The 20,527-nt window shown below is 33.4% G+C and carries 14 protein-coding genes, 1 tRNA gene and 1 pseudogene; 11 read left to right on the forward strand and 5 right to left on the reverse strand.

The features are described from left to right. Nucleotides 1-704 (reverse strand): annotated as a pseudogene (locus QZ260_RS12615) (glycoside hydrolase family 92 protein); the annotation flags it as partial. 41 nt (nt 705-745) lie between these two features. Here QZ260_RS12615 and QZ260_RS12620 point away from each other — a divergent pair. From QZ260_RS12620 to QZ260_RS12640, 5 genes are all read left to right on the forward strand, one after another. Then, nucleotides 746-3,019 (forward strand): glycoside hydrolase family 20 protein, encoded by a 2,274-nt coding sequence (locus tag QZ260_RS12620; protein WP_295986809.1) that lies wholly within the window; start codon nt 746-748, stop codon nt 3,017-3,019. A 1-nt stretch (nt 3,020) separates the two neighbouring features. Next, nucleotides 3,021-3,728: a copper homeostasis protein CutC gene (locus QZ260_RS12625; protein WP_295986811.1), complete on the forward strand. Its 708-nt coding sequence runs from the start codon at nt 3,021-3,023 to the stop codon at nt 3,726-3,728. After that, a complete protein-coding gene (locus QZ260_RS12630) occupies nt 3,718-6,174 on the forward strand; it encodes a glycoside hydrolase family 2 protein (protein ID WP_295986813.1) in 2,457 nt (818 codons plus the stop codon). The genes QZ260_RS12625 and QZ260_RS12630 overlap by 11 nt, the downstream gene beginning before the upstream one ends. A 45-nt stretch (nt 6,175-6,219) precedes the next feature. Continuing rightward, nucleotides 6,220-7,455, forward strand: a complete 1,236-nt coding sequence (locus QZ260_RS12635; RefSeq protein ID WP_295986814.1) for a metallophosphoesterase — start codon at nt 6,220-6,222, stop codon at nt 7,453-7,455. Between the two features lie 141 nt (nt 7,456-7,596). Then, complete coding sequence (locus QZ260_RS12640) at nt 7,597-7,893, forward strand: thioredoxin family protein (protein WP_295986816.1); 297 nt, start codon at nt 7,597-7,599, stop codon at nt 7,891-7,893. A gap of 212 nt (nt 7,894-8,105) precedes the next feature. Here QZ260_RS12640 and QZ260_RS12645 read toward each other — a convergent pair whose 3' ends face one another. Both QZ260_RS12645 and QZ260_RS12650 read right to left on the reverse strand, forming a co-directional pair. Continuing rightward, the gene (locus QZ260_RS12645) at nt 8,106-8,804 is read right to left on the reverse strand and encodes a polysaccharide deacetylase family protein (RefSeq protein WP_365969675.1); all 699 of its coding nucleotides are present in this window, start codon (nt 8,802-8,804) and stop codon (nt 8,106-8,108) included. Next, a complete protein-coding gene (locus QZ260_RS12650; protein WP_295986818.1) occupies nt 8,788-12,099 on the reverse strand; it encodes a DUF2723 domain-containing protein in 3,312 nt (1,103 codons plus the stop codon). The genes QZ260_RS12645 and QZ260_RS12650 overlap by 17 nt, the downstream gene beginning before the upstream one ends. A gap of 242 nt (nt 12,100-12,341) precedes the next feature. Here QZ260_RS12650 and QZ260_RS12655 point away from each other — a divergent pair. Next, nucleotides 12,342-12,414, forward strand: a tRNA-Gln gene (locus tag QZ260_RS12655). A 170-nt stretch (nt 12,415-12,584) separates the two neighbouring features. Here the strand turns inward: QZ260_RS12655 and QZ260_RS12660 are convergent. Further along, nucleotides 12,585-13,409 carry a universal stress protein gene (locus tag QZ260_RS12660; protein WP_295986821.1) on the reverse strand — a complete coding sequence of 275 codons (825 nt, stop codon included), beginning with the start codon at nt 13,407-13,409 and terminating at the stop codon, nt 12,585-12,587. Between the two features lie 134 nt (nt 13,410-13,543). Here QZ260_RS12660 and rimP point away from each other — a divergent pair, with 134 nt between their 5' ends. The 3 genes from rimP to infB all read left to right on the forward strand — a co-directional run bounded on the left by rimP (nt 13,544) and on the right by infB (nt 18,107). Then, nucleotides 13,544-14,005: a ribosome assembly cofactor RimP gene (rimP, locus tag QZ260_RS12665; protein WP_295986824.1), complete on the forward strand. Its 462-nt coding sequence runs from the start codon at nt 13,544-13,546 to the stop codon at nt 14,003-14,005. 11 nt (nt 14,006-14,016) lie between these two features. Next, nucleotides 14,017-15,249 (forward strand): transcription termination factor NusA, encoded by a 1,233-nt coding sequence (gene nusA / locus QZ260_RS12670; RefSeq protein WP_295986825.1) that lies wholly within the window; start codon nt 14,017-14,019, stop codon nt 15,247-15,249. 77 nt (nt 15,250-15,326) lie between these two features. Continuing rightward, on the forward strand, nt 15,327-18,107 hold the full coding sequence (gene infB / locus QZ260_RS12675) for a translation initiation factor IF-2 (protein ID WP_295986827.1): 2,781 nt from the start codon (nt 15,327-15,329) through the stop codon (nt 18,105-18,107). Between the two features lie 84 nt (nt 18,108-18,191). Here infB and QZ260_RS12680 read toward each other — a convergent pair whose 3' ends face one another. Continuing rightward, a complete protein-coding gene (locus QZ260_RS12680; RefSeq protein WP_295986830.1) occupies nt 18,192-18,590 on the reverse strand; it encodes an SPOR domain-containing protein in 399 nt (132 codons plus the stop codon). Between the two features lie 216 nt (nt 18,591-18,806). Here QZ260_RS12680 and QZ260_RS12685 point away from each other — a divergent pair, with 216 nt between their 5' ends. Both QZ260_RS12685 and QZ260_RS12690 read left to right on the forward strand, forming a co-directional pair. Then, nucleotides 18,807-20,102, forward strand: coding sequence for a c-type cytochrome (locus QZ260_RS12685; protein WP_295986838.1), 1,296 nt, complete (start codon nt 18,807-18,809; stop codon nt 20,100-20,102). A 33-nt stretch (nt 20,103-20,135) separates the two neighbouring features. Next, the coding region (locus tag QZ260_RS12690) for a TAT-variant-translocated molybdopterin oxidoreductase (protein WP_295986833.1) at nt 20,136-20,527 on the forward strand (392 nt) is incomplete at its 3' end.

Here is a 20,527-nt window from a genome sequence, read left to right on the forward strand (position 1 = left end):
CCTGGTATTCCAGTTTTTGGAGGCGATTGTAACATATCATTAAAAGGATGAGATGTTTTAATAGCGAAGAACAAACGTTGGTCTTTTGCCCAAGCTTCCGAATGACGATAACCAATAATTTCAGTATCAGAAATTTTATCAATTTTCGCGTCTAAAACTTTATCACGATGCACTAAATCTAAAATTACAAATTGATTTTCAGATGAAGGAAATTGATATTTATGAAGTCCACTACGATTAGAAACCGTTAATTCTACACTGATATTTGTCGAATCTAAATGTACCTTATAATAGCCTGGTTCTGCTATTTCATTATCATGAGAAAAGTGAGCCCGATAGCCTTTTTTACCGTCAGCACCATTGTTAAAATTATGCGTGTTGGTAGGCATTAAAAGTACGTCACCATAATCACTTATACCTGTTCCGCTGAGATGTGTATGAGAAAATCCATAAATATAACTGTCTGTATAATGATAACCACTACAACCATCCCAACCATCTAAACGTGTATCTGGAGAGAGCTGCATCATGCCAAAAGGCATCGTCGCTCCAGGATAGGTATGACCATGTCCTCCGGTACCAATTAATGGGTTAACATAGGCGATTAATGCGGAGTCTTTTTGTGCTGGAGTTGTATTAATTTCTTTTTTACAGGAACTTATAAAAAGAATTAGAATAAAAATGGAGGTAAGTGATAGCTTCATTAAAAATTAGATTACTAAATTTAAAGTCCTAATATACTAAAATGCTAGTCAAGAAAATAGTTGCTTTATTCCTTTTAGTGTTTGTAATTTCAAGTTGTTCTCAAAAACTTAAAGGAGGTATTACGCCTCAAATTATTCCAACACCTCTCAACCAAGACATTAAAGAAGGTCAATTTGTTTTAAATAACGCTACTGGAATTAAGTATCCAGAAGCATTAAAAGTTTCAGCCGAACTTTTAAAATCATTTATTGAAAATGGAAGCGATTTTCAACTTAAAACGTCTAATGACATTGAATTTATTCTAGATTCTGAATTAAATAACAAAGAAGGTTATGTGTTAGACGTTCAACCTAAAAAAATTAAAATTAGAGCGAGTACTGATCAAGGTGCTTTTTATGCTGTACAATCTTTAAAACAATTATTACCTCTAGAGTTTGAAAATAAAAGCTTGAAAGAAAAGCAAATTGCCATTAAATGTGTGACTATTCACGATGCTCCTCAGTTTAAATATCGAGGCATGCATTTAGATGTTGGAAGACATTTTTTTTCTGTTAACTTCATTAAAAAATATGTTGATGCTTTAGCCATGTTAAAGATGAATACCTTTCATTGGCATTTAACTGAAGACCAAGGTTGGCGAATTGAAATTAAAAAATATCCTAAACTACAGGAAGTGGGGGCTTTTAGAAATGAAACGTTGGTGGGTCATTACAATGATGAACCACAGCAATTTGATGGCAAACGTTATGGCGGTTTTTATTCACAAGATGAGATTAAAGATATTATTGCTTATGCTCAAGCAAGACATGTTACTGTAATTCCAGAAATTGAGATGCCAGGTCATAGTCAAGCCGCCATTGCTGCATATCCGGAATTAGGATGCTCTAATGAGAAGGTTGAGGTCGCTACAAAATGGGGTGTCTTTGAAGATATTTATTGCACTAAAGATGAAACATTTAATTTTTTAGAAGATGTTTTGGATGAAGTTTTAGAACTATTTCCTAGTAATTATATACACATTGGTGGGGATGAAGCGCCAAAAATAAGATGGAAAACCTGTAATGATTGTCAGCATAGAATTAAAACCGAAGGTTTAAAAGACGAACACGAATTACAAAACTATTTTATTACCCGAATTGAAAAGTATTTAAACAGTAAAGGCAGACAAATTATTGGTTGGGATGAAATTCTCGAAGGTGGGTTGGCTCCAAATGCTACGGTAATGTCTTGGCGAGGTATTCATGGCGCAGTAGAAGCAGCAAAGCAACATCACAATGTTATTTTAACACCAGGATCTCATTGTTATTTCGATCATTACCAATCTACAAACTCTAGTGAGCCACTTGCTATTGGTGGGTTTTTACCATTAGATAAAGTCTATAGTTTTAATCCCATTCCTGAAGAATTAACAGAAGAAGAGTCAGAATATGTTTTAGGTGCACAAGGGAATATTTGGACAGAATACATACCTACTGAAGCGCAAGTGGAGTACATGGCATTTCCAAGAATCTTAGCAATGAGCGAAGTGGTTTGGTCAAATCCAGAGAATAAAAATTATGACGATTTTGTGTCGAGAGTTGAAAATTTTAATAGACGACTAGATATTTTAGATATTAATTATGCGAATCATTTGTATGAAGTGGAAGGAAACTTGATTTCTGAAAATGATAAGATTTTATATCGATTAGAATCATTAATCAAGGGGAAGACAAAGCGCTACACATTAGATGAATCTGAACCTAATATAAATTCTGAAACATATTCAACTCCAATTGTGATTACTAAAAGTGTCACTCTAAAAGCAGCTGTTTTTAATACTGAAGAAAAATTAGGAAGCGTGTTTTCAGAAACCATTAATTTACATAAAGCAGTAGGAAAACAAATTTCTATAAATGTAGATCCTCATAAAAGTTATCTAGGAAGTGGAGCTCAAGGTTTAATAAATGGTATTTCTGGTAGTGATAAACGTAATGGCGATAAAGAGTGGTTAGGCTTCTGGGGAGACGATTTAGAAATAACAATTGATTTCGGCGAAGAAACAGAAATAGAATCTGTTGAAACTAGATTTCATAATGGTCAAGGCCAATGGATTTATGCGCCAGAAAAAGTTCAGGTAAGTATCGATAACAATCTTTTTAAAGATTATCTTGTTGAAAAAAGTAACGAATTATTAGAGAACTTTCAAGTAAATTTTGAAGGTGTAAAAGGAAGAGTAATCACGTTAAAAATCCCAAGCTATGGTATAATCCCTGAAGGCAAACAAGGTGCTGGACAAAAAGCATGGACATTTATTGATGAAATAATAATAAATTAATATGCTTCTAGAAATCTGTGCCAACTCGTACCAATCTGCAAAAAATGCTCAAGAAGCTGGAGCTTTACGCATAGAATTATGTCAAGAGTTGTCTGTTGGAGGAGTAACACCTAGTTATGGATTAATCAAGCAGGTCAAAGACCAATTGTCTATTGAAACATTTGTGCTTATTAGACCTCGATCTGGTAATTTCAACTATTCTGAAGTCGAGTTTGAAATCATGAAATATGATATTCAGCTCATTAAAGAAATTGGATGCCATGGAATTGTTTCTGGTGTTTTAAATGCAGATAATACTTTGGATATAGCAAGAACTAAAGAACTGATTGAATTGTCAAAACCAATGTCATTTACGTTCCATCGTGGGTTCGATTGCGTTCCAAATCCATTTAAAGTTTTAGAACAATTAATCGATTTAGGTGTCGATAGAATTTTAACGTCTGGTCAAGCAAATTCCGCAGAAAAAGGTTTGGAATTGCTCAAAAAATTAAACAAAAAGGCAAATAATAGAATTACAATTCTTGCGGGAAGTGGTATTAATTTGCAAAATGTTGAGCTATTTAAAAACTCAGGATTTAATGAGATTCATACATCAGCTTCAAAAGCGGTGGAGAATAAAACTAAACCAACGCGTTTTGATACCATTCAAACTGAATCTGATGTTGTGACTATTCAATTTATTTTAAAAGCCATTCAAGATGAAGTATAGTGGTCTATTAGTAATTATGATTTTCTTAATTGGGTGCAGCACGAAAAATGATGTTCCAATAAAAATGGAGCTTCATGATAATTGGGAATTTAAAAAGGTTAGAGACACGCTTTGGAACTTGGCAACAGTTCCTGGAAATATACATTCAGACTTATTAGAAAATAAATTGATTGAACATCCATTTATTGGAAATAACGAAGAAAAACTACAATGGATTTCTAAAACTGATTGGGACTACAAAACCACATTTTTGGTTGATAGAAAAACACTTCAAAAAAGACATATAGAACTTAGTTTTGAAGGTTTAGATACTTATGCTTCTGTATTTTTAAATGATAGTTTAATATTAAAAACTAACAATGCATTTCGAGAATTTCAAGTTGAGGTAAAATCAATTTTAAAAGCTGAAAATGAATTGCGAATCGTTTTTGAAAACACTTCCATTTCAGAAGATAAAGAGAAGAACAGTCTTAAGTATACGCTTCCAGAAGGCAATCGCATTTTTACACGTAAAGCGCAATTTCAATATGGTTGGGATTGGGGTCCAAAATTGAATACGAGTGGTATTTGGAGACCAATTAAATTAACTGCTTGGAATGATTATAAAATTGAAAATATCAATATCATTCAAAAGACTTTAACTGATTCAATCGCAAGTCTTATAGTTGAAATTGCAGATAGTAATTTCAGCAAAGATGTTTTAAACTATGAAGTTTATATAAATGATACATTGCAGTTTCAGAAGCCAGAAAAACCTGAGATACCAATAACAATCAAAAATTCAAAACGTTGGTGGCCACATAATCTTGGTGAGCCTTATTTGTACGATATTAAAGTTGTGGTTAGAAATGGTAAAACCATTCTTGATAGTGTTTTAGTAAAAAAAGGATTAAGAACCATTGATTTAATCACTGAAAAAGACAGTATTGGTGAGTCGTTTTATTTTAAAGTGAATGATGTGCCAGTGTATGCTAAAGGTGCCAATTATATTCCGCAAAATAGTATGCAGAATCAAGTGACCAATGCGCATTACGAAAAACTGTTGAATGATGTGGTTGATGCCAATATGAATATGCTTCGTGTTTGGGGAGGTGGTATTTATGAGAATGACATTTTTTACGATTTATGTGATGAAAAAGGTATTTTGGTTTGGCAAGATTTTATGTTTGCTTGTGCCATGTACCCGGGAGATCAGGCCTTTTTAGAAAATGTCCAAGAGGAAGCTACTCAAAATGTCAAACGATTACGAAATCATGCTTCAATTGCATTGTGGTGCGGTAATAATGAAAACGCTGAAGGTTGGAATCGTTGGGGTTGGCAAGCAGATAGAAGCGAACATGAGAAAGAAGAAATTTGGAGTTATTATTTAAAAGTGTTCGATTCTATTTTGCCTAATACAGTAGATAAATTAACTGATACAGATTACTGGGAATCATCTCCAAAATATGGACGCGGCAATCCGAAATATAAGTTTGAAGGCGATGCACACGATTGGTGGATTTGGCACGATGCCTACCCTTTTGAACATTTAGAAGAAAACGTACCGCGTTTTATGAGTGAGTTTGGATTTCAATCGTTTCCAAGTTATGAAGCCATAAAATATATTAACCAAAGTGATTTGATTGATATTTCTACCTATAGTTTTCAGTCGCATCAAAAACATAGTAGAGGATTTCAACTCATACGCGAGTATATGGAACGTGATTTCCCTGTTCCAGAAAAGGCAGAAGATTATGTGTACATGAGTCAGTTATTACAGGCATACGGAATTACAAAAGGTATCGAAGCACAACGCAGAGCAAAACCTTATAATATGGGAACGCTCTATTGGCAACTTAACGATTGTTGGCCAGTAGTGTCTTGGTCAAGCATCGATTTTTTTGGAAAATGGAAAGCCTTGCACTATAAGGCAAAACATAGTTTTGAGGATGTTTTAGTTTCTTCGAAAGTAGAAAACAATATTTTAAGAACATATGTGATTAATGATGATTTTGAGTCCCATTCTGGAGAACTGTCAGTTAAAATATTAGATTTTGAAGGTAACCCTTTATATCAATTTTCAAAATCTATTATTCTAGAATCAAATGCGAGTCAATTACAGCATCAAGTTAATTTAGAGGCTTTCAAATTAGATGCATCAAAAGTTGTTGTTGTTTCAAATTTCAATAACAGTCAGAGTTTATACTATTTAGTAAAACCTAAAGAGTTGAAATTGAAACAAGTAGATATTGAGCAAAAAATAACAAAAACAGATATTGGCTTTTCTATTGAACTATCTTCAAAAACACTCCAAAAAGATGTGTTTTTATATTCAGATGAAAAAGGGCATTTTTTAGACAATTACTTTGACTTATTACCAAATGAAACCAAAATAGTTGTCTTTCAAACCAAATCTAAAACTATAGAAAGATTTAATATTAAAACGTTTAACACTTTCATAAGATAAGTTGCTTTTCTAATTAATAACTTTACAAAAATTTAAATTTGCTTTATGATTCGTTGGATAATTTTCCTTGCTATTTTTGGATTACTGGATTTATATGCATTTCAAGCATTTAAAACCGTAAGCAAAAATAACTGGATTCGAATATTATATTGGCTAATAACAGTTTTAGTGATTGGTAATTTTATTTCTCATTATTATGGCTTGAACAGGCGTGATGGGTTTTCGCATTTACACGCTTATGCATTTGGTTTTTTTATAGCCATTTTAGTTCCAAAAATAATTTTGTTATTAGGCATGTTTGCAGAGGATGTTTTTAGATTACCTCAAGCCATTTATCGATATTTTACAACAGGTGATGCAGTAAAAGGAAACTATTTTGCTTCAAGAAGACTCTTTATTAGCAAGCTTGCAATGGGTTTGGCAGCAATTCCATTAGCGTCTATTATTTATGGTATTTATAAAGGAAAGTATAACTATAAAGTTTTAAAATACACCTTATCTTTTGAAGATTTACCAGCAGCTTTTGATGGTTATAAACTTACCCAAATAAGCGATATACATTCTGGTAGTTTTGATAATATGGAAAAGGTGAAGTATGCTGTTGATTTAATTAATGAACAAGAAAGCGATGTGATTTTATTTACTGGTGATATGGTAAATAATAAAGTTGAAGAATTAGTGCCGTATAAAGATGTCTTTAATAAATTAAAAGCTAAAGATGGCTTGTTTTCGGTTCTTGGGAATCATGATTATGGTGATTATGTGCAGTGGGATTCTGATGAAGCAAAACATCAAAATTTGGAAGATTTAAAAAGCCTTCAAAAAGAAATTGGATTCACTGTTCTCTTAAACGAAAGTAAATTTCTAGAAAAAAATGGTGAACGGATAGCTATCGTTGGTGTTGAAAACTGGGGAGTAGGCGGATTTAAAAAAGCTGGAGATTTAAAAAAGGCATCTCAAAATATAAATGAAAACGATTTTAAGATATTAATGAGTCACGACCCATCACATTGGGAAAAAGAAGTCATTCAAGACGACTATCACTATCATTTAACATTAAGTGGACATACCCATGGTATGCAATTTGGCATAGAAATACCAGGTTGGTTTAAATGGAGCCCAGTAAAATGGCGCTATAAATATTGGGCGGGTATTTATCAAGAGCTGGGCCAATATATTAATGTTAATCGAGGATTTGGATATTTAGCGTTTCCTGGGCGTGTTGGAATTTGGCCAGAAATAACGGTTATAGAACTTAAAAAAGGCACAAATAATGCATAGTTGTTTAGAAATGCTATATTTACTATGTGATTTTATTTTTGATGTTAAGGGCGTATTGAGGCTATTTTTAACACGATAGATAAAAAAAGAAATAAAAATTGTAGGTTTGTAAGAGTACTTTTCATTAATAAATAATAAAGTATGTCGAAATTTGGAGAACTTATAGATGTAGAAATTCCAGTTTTGTTAGATTTTTACACAGAATGGGATGATCAATCCGAGCCAATGCATCTTATTTTAAGAGATGTCGCCGCAGCTTTAGGAGATAAGGCAAAGGTTATAAAAATTGATGTTGAAAAAAACCAAGAACTTGCTGAAGCTCTTCGTGTTAAAACTTTACCTACTCTTATCATTTATAAAGATGGCGAAATGAAATGGCGCCAAAGTGGCGAGCAAGACGCTAATACACTTATAGGTATTATTCAGGAATACGTTTAAATTTCTGAAACGTAACATTTAAATACTTGGGGGTTACCATAAGTGTCGGGCTTTCCACTATATCTTTTTAAAGACGTCATTGCGAGGAGAGAGCGACGTCGCAAACTGTTAAATTATAGTTCTACACAAACTTTACTTTTGTGAGTTTTAAAAAGGATGCCGTTGCAATCCCTAACGCAAATCAGAACTTTAAATCACCTTCATCATACGTTTTAAACAGTAGAATTTAAAGCTTTAAAACAATATCCTTTTTCACTAAAATGCGCCAACACTTTAGGCAATGCATATTGCATATTTTTTGAAGCCTTTACACTATCATGAAAAACAATAATGCTCCCTTTAGAGGTTTTTGCGAGCACATTTTCTAAACAATTTTCCTTTTCAATAGTATGGTCCCAATCAAAAGATAAAACATCCCACATAACAATTTTGTAACCTAAATTTATTAATTTCCTACCTTGTTTAGGTGTTATCTGTCCGTAAGGAGGCCTAAATAGATTGGTGATTTTGAAGTCCTGGAATTTAGATTGTGGAATTTGAAAGTTTATTGTCTCTTGCGCTTCACCTATATTATTTAGATAATCTTTAGCCTTAGTTTTCCAACCCCTTATATGGTTTTGTGTATGATTACCAATAGCGTGTCCATCTTTCAAAATACCCTGAAAAATCTCAGGATGTTTTTCAATGTTATTTCCAATACAAAAAAAAGTAGCTTTAGCGTTGTGTTGTTTTAATATATCTAAGGTCCAATTGGTTATTTTAGGAGTTGGGCCATCATCAAAAGTTAAGTAAATAACTTTTTCGGTAGTTGAAATGTCCCAAATATAATTTGGGAATAGCTTCTTAGCAATCCATGGCGTTTTAATAGGAGTGAAGGACATGCCTAAGGGTTGATTAATTGGAACTAGCACTATCTATTTGTAATCCGCTATCAACCGGAATGTCTTTATCTGTTCTAATGATATCTTCAGGTTCATCTTCACCATAAAAATGATTGAAAGACCTAAGATAATTGTTAAAAATGTCTCCTTCAGCTTCTGCAAATTCAATATCATATTTTATTAAAACATCAACTAAGCCTTTATAGCGCTGTATGTCAGTGTAAATATCTTCAAACAAACGTTCTTGCTTATCAACTTTTAAACTACTATAGTACGATAAGTTTTCTTGATATTTTTTAGCAACGTCCATAAAAAGTCGTTGTGCTTTCCCTTTATTACCAACTTCATAATACGCCCCAATATAAGGTTCTAAAAGGGTGTAATAGCCAAAGTATTCTACCGGCATATTATCCATAGCAATATCAGCTACTTCTTTAGCTTTATCTAGTTTATCTTCATTAATTAACTGTTCTGCTAAACGCGCTAAATTACCTCTGTACGTGATTGAGTTTTTACGTGTTTCAACATCATGATAAATATCAGAACTTCCACTATTTCCCCAATCCCAATTTTTAACTTTTTCATACATCAATTCACTATCAACACGACCCATATCAAAAGGATTAGCTCTATCTACTGGCGTATTAATAGGTACTAGTTTGTAGCACATACCATCTAATTGTAGATAATCTTTCATCCAAATATAATCGTCATCGCCAAAACTACCACCTGTAAAATAAATGGGGCGTTTCCATTCGTTATTGGCAACGATATCTAACATCAATAATCGATTTTTGTAAAGGGCACCACCAGAAATTTTAATATCAATATGCGGTACAATCTTATCTGTGTCCTCAGGTTTTACTATGCCAGATTTTAATGCATTTTCTTTATTTACTGGAAGTCGCAAATATGGTGTAGGCAAATAAGTGGCATTGGCATCTTGACTTCTAACATCAGATAAGTCAATACCGCGCTGCTCCAACACATATTTGTATTTTGTTTTCGGATTATCACTTGCAACAAAATCTAAAAACTGCTTAACCTCGAGAGTATCATTGATTACTTGTTGGATTATAATATAGTCATTAGTACCATATTTATATAAGTCATGAGTAAGTTGTGATGGCACAGGATCACTATCATATGCTTTACGTTTCATCTGGTCTATGTACCAATCCGTTTGAAATAAACTGGTATTTACAACACGTACATCAGTTCTATAACCTTCGATTTCTTGAGCATACCATAGGGCAAAAGTATCGTTGTCACCTATGGTAAATAGAATACCGTTTTCGGCACAGGAATCTAAATACATCTTAGCCATAGCTTTGGCAGTGTATTTGTCAGATCGATCATGGTCATCCCAATTATTGGCGGCTAAAATACCAGGAACGAGTATTAGGCATACAACAGTAATAATTGGAGCTGCTAGTGTTTTAGGAATATACTTTTTGATTACATCGTAAATTGCATAAACTCCAAAACCAATCCAAAGCGCAAATACATAAAAAGAGCCTACTACAGAATAGTCACGTTCTCTTGGTTCAAAAGGGCGCACGTTTGTATAGACTTGAATAGCGATTCCTGTAAATAAGAAAAATACTAGCATCACCCAAAATAGTTTTTTGTCTTTGTTGAATAAAAAGAAAAACCCAATAAGTCCTAGAATTAAAGGCAGTAAATAATAAGTATTTCTGGCTTTATTGTTTTTAACATCACTTGGTAAATTGTCTTGAGACATGCCCAAGTGCATTTCATCAATAGGTTTTATACCCGAGATCCAATTCCCGTGATTGTCATAACGTCCTTGAATATCGTCTTGTCTTCCAGAAAAATTCCACATAAAATAACGCCAATACATATAACCCAATTGGTATTCAAATAGGTAAACAATATTACTTGCTAAAGAAGGTTTTTCTATATTAATGTAGTCTTTAAACTGTTTTAAGAAATCGTTATAATCTTCATAATCAATATTGCCTTGAGCCACATCGTTTCTAAAATTTGCAACGGCAGTACGCAACTCATTTTCCATTTGATAATCTGGCTTCAGTTTAAAATCTAAAAAACCAGAAAACATCATATAATTTTCAGCATGCTCAGTACTCCACATTCGCGGAAGGAAAGAAGCATGTTTTGAATTGTAATTCTGTTTAGCATTTTTCCAATCATTAACTACAACATATTCACCCTTTTCTTCGTCTTTTTCATATTTGGGCTTATCATCCAGATAAGGGTTGTTCTCATCTAAATAGGCGTATTGGTCTGTAAACTGAGGGCCATAAAACAAGTGTGTTTCAGGATATTGTTCTAAGTTATAATAAGCTAATAACTCTCTAGCACTAGAAGGGTTGTTTTCGTTAATAACTACATTAGCATTGGCGCGAATAGGTAACAGTAACCACGTAGAAAATCCAATAATAACAAAAGTTAAACAAAGAACACCTGTGTTTAAATGGGTGTGATTTTTTTGACGTGTATATTTTAAAGCGTAAAATATAATAGCTACTAAAGTAATGCCAGCAATTATAGATCCTGAATTAAATGGTAACCCAATACTATTAACAAAAAACACCTCAAAAGCACTAAATATTCTAAGGATGTTTGGCGCTAATAATTTAAACACAAAAAGAAGGACACCAACAGAAACAACATTCGCAATTATAAAATTTTGAATGGAAATCGTTTTGTAGTTTTTAAAGTAATAAATAAGGCCGATAGCTGGAATAGTTAATAGCCCCATAAAGTGAACTCCAAATGATAAACCGATAACAAAAGCGATTAAAATAAGCCATCGATTACCTCGTGGTTTATCCATGTCTTGTTCCCAGCGCAGTCCAAGCCAAAATAAAACGGCCATAATTAAAGTAGCCATGGCGTAAACCTCAGTTTCAACCGCATTAAACCAAAACGAGTCTGTAAAAGCAAAAGCTAAACTACCTACTAATCCGCTACCTAAAATTGCCATGGTTTTTCCTTGAGCCATATCCTTCTCCCCTCCAACCAACTTTTTCAGCAATAAAGTAATGGTCCAAAACATAAATAAAATAGTGAATGCACTGGCAATGGCACTCATCATATTCATCATAAAACCAACTTGTGAAGGTTCAAAAGCAAACATAGAGAAAAAGGCACCCATCATCTGAAATAAGGGTGCTCCTGGAGGATGACCTACCTGAAGTTTAGCCGAAGTTAAAATATATTCACCTGCATCCCAAAAACTCACTGTAGGTTCAACTGTTAAACTATATGTTATAAGCGCTATTAAAAAAGAAAACCAACCTAAAAGGGTATTCCATTTTTTATAGTTTAAATGTGCCATTTGTATCTGTATTTATTTGCTTTGGCGAATTTAACAATAAATATGAAATGACACATAACTATTTAGTTTGTCTTAACATATGAGAAAAAGATCCAAAGGCATATAGAAATAAAATAATAATAACTACGAACTCGCGTTATCACAAACGTTTTTAATTAATCGTTGACTAATGCCGATTATTTTTTAAAAAATACTTGTGCAAAGAAAATTTTATATTAAATTTGCACTCTCTTTTGAGATTTTGGCCTATGGTGTAACTGGTAACACGTTTGTTTTTGGTGCAAAAGAGTATAGGTTCGAGACCTATTGGGCCAACATTAATTGAAGTCCTAATCATGAAAATGGTTAGGACTTTTTTATTTTATTATAAGCATGTAATGCAAGTAGTTACTTCTGAGCGGAAACGGCAGAAGCCCTATTGGGCCAACAAAAAAAAGTCTTTCTAAAACTGAAAGACTTTTTTTGTTTTTATGAAATTAAATTTTTTAAACCTTAAAAGTAATCACAGGTCTTTTAGCATGATTAACCAAGTCTTCACTAATGCTGCCATTAAAGAAATGAGAAATACCTTGTCTGCCATGAGTGCTCATAACAATTAAATCAGCATTTACAGATTTCGAAAAATTCATAATCCCTTTTTCAATAGTCACATCATTATAAATATTTATGCTGGAGTTTGAAAAATTAGATGAGTTAGCAAAATCTTGCATACGTTCGTTAGCATGCTCAGATGTAATAAACCTTTGAGGCGTGTTAACCATAAGTAAATGTGTTTTTGCGCCTAAAACCTTAGTAAATTCAATCGCTTTAACATAAGCTGTTTTGCGTTCTTCCTTAAAGTCAGAAGCAAACACGATATTTTCAATATTAAATGTTTCATGTTCTTTTTTAATCACAAGAACAGGTGTTTCAGAGGTTCTAACTACTTTTTCAGTATTACTCCCAATAAGCATTTCTTTTAAACCACTAACTCCGTTTGAACCCATGATTACCAGGTCGATATCATGTTTTTTACATGTATGAAAAACACCTTTAAAGATTTCATTAAAATCAACGGTTTCGTGCACAACTATATCATGCAGGTAGTCTTTATCCAATAAGTTTTCAAACTTTTTATGAGCCAATTTCATAAAAAACACGGCTTCTGGTAAATCACTATGAGAACTCATGGCGTCTACTTTTTGCAATGGTATTTCAAGAATATGTAGCAAATAAATTTCAGCATTATGGGCTCTTGCCATTTGCGCGGCTACTTTTAAAGCGTTTTCAGCTTGAGTAGAGAAATCGGTGGGGACTAATATTTTTTTCATAATAAGTAAGTTACTTTGAGTCTAAATTTATGAAAAATACCTTTAGAAATCAATAAAATATTATATATTTGCACCGTTGAAAGGCGAAATTAATGATATGAGGGGACGGAAAGTCCCCTCTTTTTATACTTAAAATGTTTAAAACTAAAGTTACAGAATTACTTGATACGGCGTTAATTGAACGTCCAGATTTGTTTTTAATTGATTTCTCGATCAGTAGTGAAAATCATATTAAAGTAATTATTGATGGCGATAACGGGGTTTTAGTCGAAGACTGTATGTTTATTAGTAGAGCCATTGAGAATAATTTAGATAGAGAAGAACATGATTTTTCTTTAGAAGTTATGTCGGGTGGAGCGGCAGCTCCATTAACGCACAAACGCCAATATAAAAAAAACATTAAAAGAACGCTTAAAGTAAGAACGAGCTCTGAAGAAATAGAAGGGACACTTACCGAAGCAACTGATGATAATATTACATTAGAGTGGAAAGTTAGAGAGCCAAAACCAATAGGAAAAGGCAAAGTAACTGTAAAAAAGGAAGCAAATATTCCTTATGAAAATATTGTAGAAGCAAAAGTTATGATTAAATTTTAATTTAAAGATTTATGGAAAATGTCGCATTAATTGAATCTTTTTCAGAATTCAAAGATGATAAGCTAATTGACAGAGTAACGTTAATGGCAATTTTAGAAGATGTATTTAGAAGTGCCTTAAAAAAGAAGTTTGGCGATGATGATAATTTTGATATTATTGTTAATCCAGATAAAGGTGATTTAGAAATATGGAGAAATAGAATTGTAGTTGCTGATGGTGAAGTTGAAGAGCCTAATCAAGAAATTTCTTTAACTGAAGCTCGTAAAATCGAGCCAGATTTTGAAGTTGGTGAAGATGTGTCCGAGGAAGTAAAACTTATTAATTTAGGAAGACGTGCTATTTTAGCATTACGTCAAAACCTAATTTCTAAAATACATGAGCACGATAACACCATAATCTATAAGCAATTTAAAGATTTAATTGGAGAAATATATACTGCAGAGGTACACCATATTCGTCACAGAGCAGTCATCTTACTAGATGATGATGGAAATGAAATTATACTACCAAAAGACAGACAAATACCTTCTGATTTCTTTAGAAAAGGAGATAATGTAAGAGGTGTAATTGATAGTGTAGAGCTTAAAGGTGCAAAACCAACTATCATTATGTCTAGAAGCTCCCCAGCGTTTTTAGAAAAATTATTTGAACAAGAAATACCAGAGGTTTTTGATGGTTTAATTACGATTAAACATGTAGTAAGAATTCCTGGTGAAAAAGCCAAAGTAGCTGTTGATTCTTATGATGATAGAATTGATCCAGTTGGTGCTTGTGTTGGTATGAAAGGTTCAAGAATTCACGGCATTGTTCGTGAGTTAGGAAACGAAAATATTGATGTTATTAACTATACAAATAACTTACAATTATTTATTACTAGAGCTTTAAGTCCTGCACGAGTTACATCTATTAAATTAGATGAAGAAAACAAGCGTGCTGAGGTTATACTTAAACCTGAAGAAGTAAGTAAAGCTATTGGTAGAGGTGGCCACAATATTCGTTTAGCTGGTCAATTAACGGGTTATGAGATTGATGTATTCAGAGAAGGTGCTGAAGAAGATGTTGAATTACGTGAGTTCACTGATGAAATTGAAGGATGGGTTATTGATGAGTTTAGTAAGGCAGGTTTAGATACTGCTAAAAGTATATTAGAACAAGATGTTATTGATCTTGTTAAGAGAACAGATTTGGAAGAGGAAACAATCAAAGATGTTATCAGAATTCTGAAAGAAGAATTTGAAGAATAATAAATAATAGTGCAGATTTGCATTTTATTATGCCTTAATAGGTATAATATCTATATTTGAGTATTTTAAAGGCGATTATGGCTGAAACAATTAGATTAAATAAAGTATTACGTGAGCTTAATATCTCTCTAGACCGTGCTGTAGAATTTTTGGATTCTAAAGGGGTAGAAATAGAGAAACGTCCCACTACAAAAATTTCTGAAGAAACTCATAACCTTCTTTCAGATGAATTTGAGACGGATGCTAACAAGAAAGTTAAGTCTCAAGAAGTAAGCGAAGCGAAGCTAAAGGAAAAGGAAGATTTACGTATTAAACGTGAAAAAGAATTAGAAGCAAAGCAAAAAGCACAAGAAGCGAGAGAAAAAGCTAGGCAAGAGGAAGTGGTTAAAGCTTCAAAAACACTTTCAGGACCTAAAACTATTGGAAAAATAGATTTAGACTCTAAGAAGAAGGCTGAAGAAAAACCTGCTACGCCTTTAGAAGATGTTGTTGAAGAAGTTAAAGTTGTAGTAAAGGAAGAAGTAAAGGAGGAGGTTAAGAAAGAGGTAAAAGAGGAAATTGTAAAAGAAAAAACTCCTAAACCTGAAACTAAACAAGTTACTGAGGAAGAAGAAATTTCAAAATCTGCAACTAAACAAGTTGTTGTTGATGGCGAGTTAGTAACTCCAGATGAGAAAGTTGAAACTCAGTATAAAAAACTTACAGGTCCTAAAATAGCTGGAGATAAAATTGATTTATCTCAGTTTAATAAGCCTAAAAAGAAAAAGGAAGAGAGGAAACCAGTAGTAAAAGCTGGAGATGCGAATAAGAAGAAACGCCGCCGTATTAGCAAAGCAGGGGCTCCTCAATCTGGTAATGGAAATAGACCAGGTGGTGTAAATAGACCTGGAGGAAATGATAGGTTTAAAGGAAAACCAGGACCAGGACGTCGTAATGTTCCCAAGGAAGAACCTAGTGAAGAAGATGTTAAAAAGCAAGTGCGTGAAACACTTGAAAAACTTCAGGGTAAATCAAGTAAAGGAAAGGGCGCGAAATACAGAAGAGATAAAAGAGATCAGCACAGAGAGCAAACTGAAATTGATCAACAAATAGAAGAAGCTGAAAGCAAGATTATTAAAGTAACAGAGTTTGTTACTGCTAGTGAAATGGCAACCATGATGGATGTTGGCGTAACTGAAATTATTTCAGCATGTATGTCACTTGGTATGATGGTAACTATGAATCAGCGTTTAGATGCTGAAACACTTACGATTGTTGCTGAAGAATTTGGATATCAAGTAGAATTCGTAACAACTGATATTGAAGAATCAATAGAAGAAGTTGAAGATAAACCAGAAGATTTAAAACCACGTGCGCCAATTGTTACAGTAATGGGTCACGTTGATCATGGTAAAACCTCGCTTCTTGATTATATTCGTCAAGAAAATGTAATTGCAGGAGAATCTGGTGGTATCACACAGCACATTGGTGCTTACGGGGTAGAATTAGAAGGTGGTCAAAAAATAGCGTTTTTAGATACCCCAGGTCACGAGGCCTTTACGGCAATGCGTGCTCGTGGAGCTCAAGTTACAGATATCGCTATTATTGTAGCTGCTGCAGATGATGATATTATGCCGCAAACTAAAGAAGCAATTTCGCATGCTCAGGCAGCAGGAGTTCCTATAGTTTTTGCAATTAATAAAATAGATAAGCCAGACGCTAATCCTGAAAAAATTAAAGATGGATTAGCCCAAATGAACTTATTAGTTGAAGATTGGGGAGGGAAAATTCAATCTCAAGATATTTCAGCTAAAGAAGGAACAGGAGTTAAAGAATTATTAGAAAAGGTATTGCTTGAAGCAGAATTATTGGAGCTTAAAGCAAATCCAGATAAACCAGCTGTTGGTACTGTAGTTGAAGCTTTTTTAGATAAAGGTAGAGGTTACATATCAACAATATTAGTACAAGCTGGAACTCTAAAAGTGGGTGATTATGTTTTAGCAGGTCAGCATAGTGGCAAGGTAAAAGCCATGCATGATGAACGAGGGAATGATGTCGTTGCAGCGGGTCCTTCAATACCTGTTTCCATTTTAGGTTTAGATGGAGCACCTCAAGCGGGTGACAAATTTAATGTATTTGCAGATGAACGTGAAGCAAAGCAAATTGCTTCAAAACGTGCACAATTACAACGTGAGCAGTCGGTTAGAACGCAACGTCATATTACTTTAGATGAAATTGGTAGACGTATAGCTCTTGGTGATTTCCAAGAATTAAATATTATACTTAAAGGCGATGTGGATGGTTCTGTAGAAGCCTTAACGGATTCTTTCCAGAAATTGTCGACTGAAGAAATTCAAGTAAATATTTTACATAAAGGAGTTGGTGCCATTACAGAAAGTGATGTATTATTAGCTTCAGCTTCTGATGCTATTATTATCGGATTTAATGTGAGACCTGTTGGTAATGCAAGAACCATTGCTGATAAAGAAGAAATCGATATTAGATCATACTCAATTATCTATGATGCTATCAATGATCTTAAAGACGCCATGGAAGGAATGTTATCTCCTGAGCTTAAAGAAGAGATTACTGGTACTGCAGAAATTAGAGAAATGTTTAAAGTTTCTAAAATCGGAACTATTGCAGGTTGTATGGTAACTAATGGTAAAATAATGAGAAACTCAGGAATTCGATTAATTAGAGATGGGGTTGTTGTTTTTACAGGGGAATTAGCATCCTTAAAACGATTTAAAGATGATGCTAAAGAAGTAACAAAAGGTTTCGATTGTGGTCTCCAAATTAAAAATTATAACGATGTTAAAGAAGGTGATATTATAGAAGCTTTCCATGAAGTTGAGGTTAAGAAGAAATTAAAATAGTCTCTGCCCATAACAACTTGAACTTTGAATAAAAATAAAGAGCGACCAATTGGCCGCTCTTTATTTTTATTCAAAGTTTTCTTTTTAATTTTTACCTTTCTTAGGCTTAAAAATAAATGCATTAGGAAATTTTTTCTTAATTTTTTTTAAAGCTCTATCAGATTCTAATCGCGTTCTAAAATTTCCGGCCCAAATTTTAAAATTTGGTGTTTCATATTGCATGGATGGGTTCCAATCACCAAAAGAACTGCTAAATTCCTTTTGAGCTTCATAAGCACCAGAGCGATTTCCTGAATATACTTGTATTTTATAGCGTTCTGAGTCTGCTTCATTCTTATTCATCTCCTTTTTCAAATCTAATAAAACAGTAATGTGCTTATCTTGATTTATGGTAATGTTGCCCTCTTGCGAGAAGCAATACGTTGAAGCAATCATAAAACATGAAAGACTTAAAAAACTAATCTTTAAATTTAATGGTTTCATTTTTAATTATCTTTATACAAATGTATACGTTATAAACTTAATTGTGGCTCGTTTTATTATTTAGAATCCCTCTAAATTATCAATTAACACTTCTGTAACATTTCTAAAATCGACTTTTAATATTACTTTTGCCAAAGATTTTTTTTACTGTTTATTTTTGCATTTAACACAATGAAAAAATCATACCAAAGTTTAGAAGTTAATTTGACCAACAATATGAGAAAGGTGATTCACCGTAAATTAAGCACAAACTTTCTTCGTTTAGGCTTAGTTATTTTATTAGCGTTTACATCAGCTCTTTCGGCTCAAGAAGGAGATTCAGCAAAAGGAAAAGCTTTATTTAATGCCAATTGTGCTGCTTGTCATAAATTAGATAAAAAAATGACAGGGCCTGCATTACGTAATGTAGAGGCTCGTTTATCTGATGAACAAGGTTTAGATAGGGATTGGCTCTACGCTTGGATTCGTAATAGTGCAGGAGTAATTAAATCTGGCGACTCTTACGCAAACAAAATTTACAATGAGTATGGTGGTGCTGCAATGACAGCGTTTCCTCAATTATCGGATGATGATTTAAATAACTTACTTGCTTATACTGCAGAAGAAAAGAAAGAACCAGCTGCAGTGCCAGGTGGTGCAGTAGTTGCTCAAAATACGGGGTCTTCAAATGGTATTTCAAACCAAATAATTTTAGGTGCTTTAGCGATATTGTTTATTCTATTAGCAGCAGGTTTGTATGTGGTAAATAAAACACTACGCCGCTTTGCATTGGCTCAAAATATCGAAATTGGAGAAGATTCAAAAAGAACGCCATTATGGAAAGCTTTTGTTCAGAACCAATTTTTAATGATTGTTGTTGCTATATTGTTTTTACTGTCAAGTGCTTACTTTGTTTTTGGTTATTTATCTCAAATTGGTGTAGATCAAGGATATGAGCCAGTACAACCAATTCATTATTCTCATAAAATTCATGCAGGTGATAATGGTATTGATTGTAAATATTGTCATTCTTCAGCAAGAGTAAGTAAGCATTCAGGGATACCGTCATTAAACGTTTGTATGAACTGTCATAAATCGATTTACGAAGTGTCACCAGAAACAGCTACCAAAGAATATTCTAAAGAATTCTATGATGGAGAAATTCAAAAGCTATATAAGGCTGCAGGATGGGATGATGCTGAGCAAAAATATACAGGAGAATCTAGCCCAGTAAAATGGGTGCGTATTCATAACTTACCTGATTTTGCATATTTCAATCACTCACAACACGTTACCGTTGCTGGTGTTGAATGTCAAACATGTCATGGTCCTGTTGAAGAGATGGAAGTGATGTACCAACATGCACCATTAACAATGGGGTGGTGTATTAACTGCCACAGAGAAACAAATATTGATGTTAAAGACAACGCTTACTATACTAAGATACATGAACAGTTATCGAAAAAGTATGGGGTAGAGAATTTGACAGCTGCTCAAATGGGTGGTTTAGAATGTGGTAAATGTCACTATTAATAAATTTAATAAGAAGTAATTCAATTATATAATATGTCATCAAACAAGAAATACTGGAAAAGTGTTGGAGAGCTAGATAAAGACAATGGCTCTGTTGTTGAGGCGCTAAAGCATAAAGAGTTTGTGCAAGAAATACCTGTAGACGAATTTTTAGGTGATAAGAAGACACTTGAATCATCATCTACTACTAGACGTGATTTCTTGAAATATGTAGGATTTAGTACCGCTGCTGCTTCATTAGCAGCTTGTGAAGGTCCTGTTATTAAATCTATTCCTTATGTAGTGCAACCAGATCAAATCATTCCTGGTATTGCAAATTATTATGCTACTGCGATTGCTAACGGTTTTGATTTTGCATCAATCTTAGTGAAAACGCGAGAAGGACGTCCAATTAAAATTGAAAACAATGATTTAGCATCTACAAG

This window comes from uncultured Algibacter sp. (assembly GCF_905480415.1).
In the GTDB taxonomy this organism is placed as follows: domain Bacteria; phylum Bacteroidota; class Bacteroidia; order Flavobacteriales; family Flavobacteriaceae; genus Algibacter_B.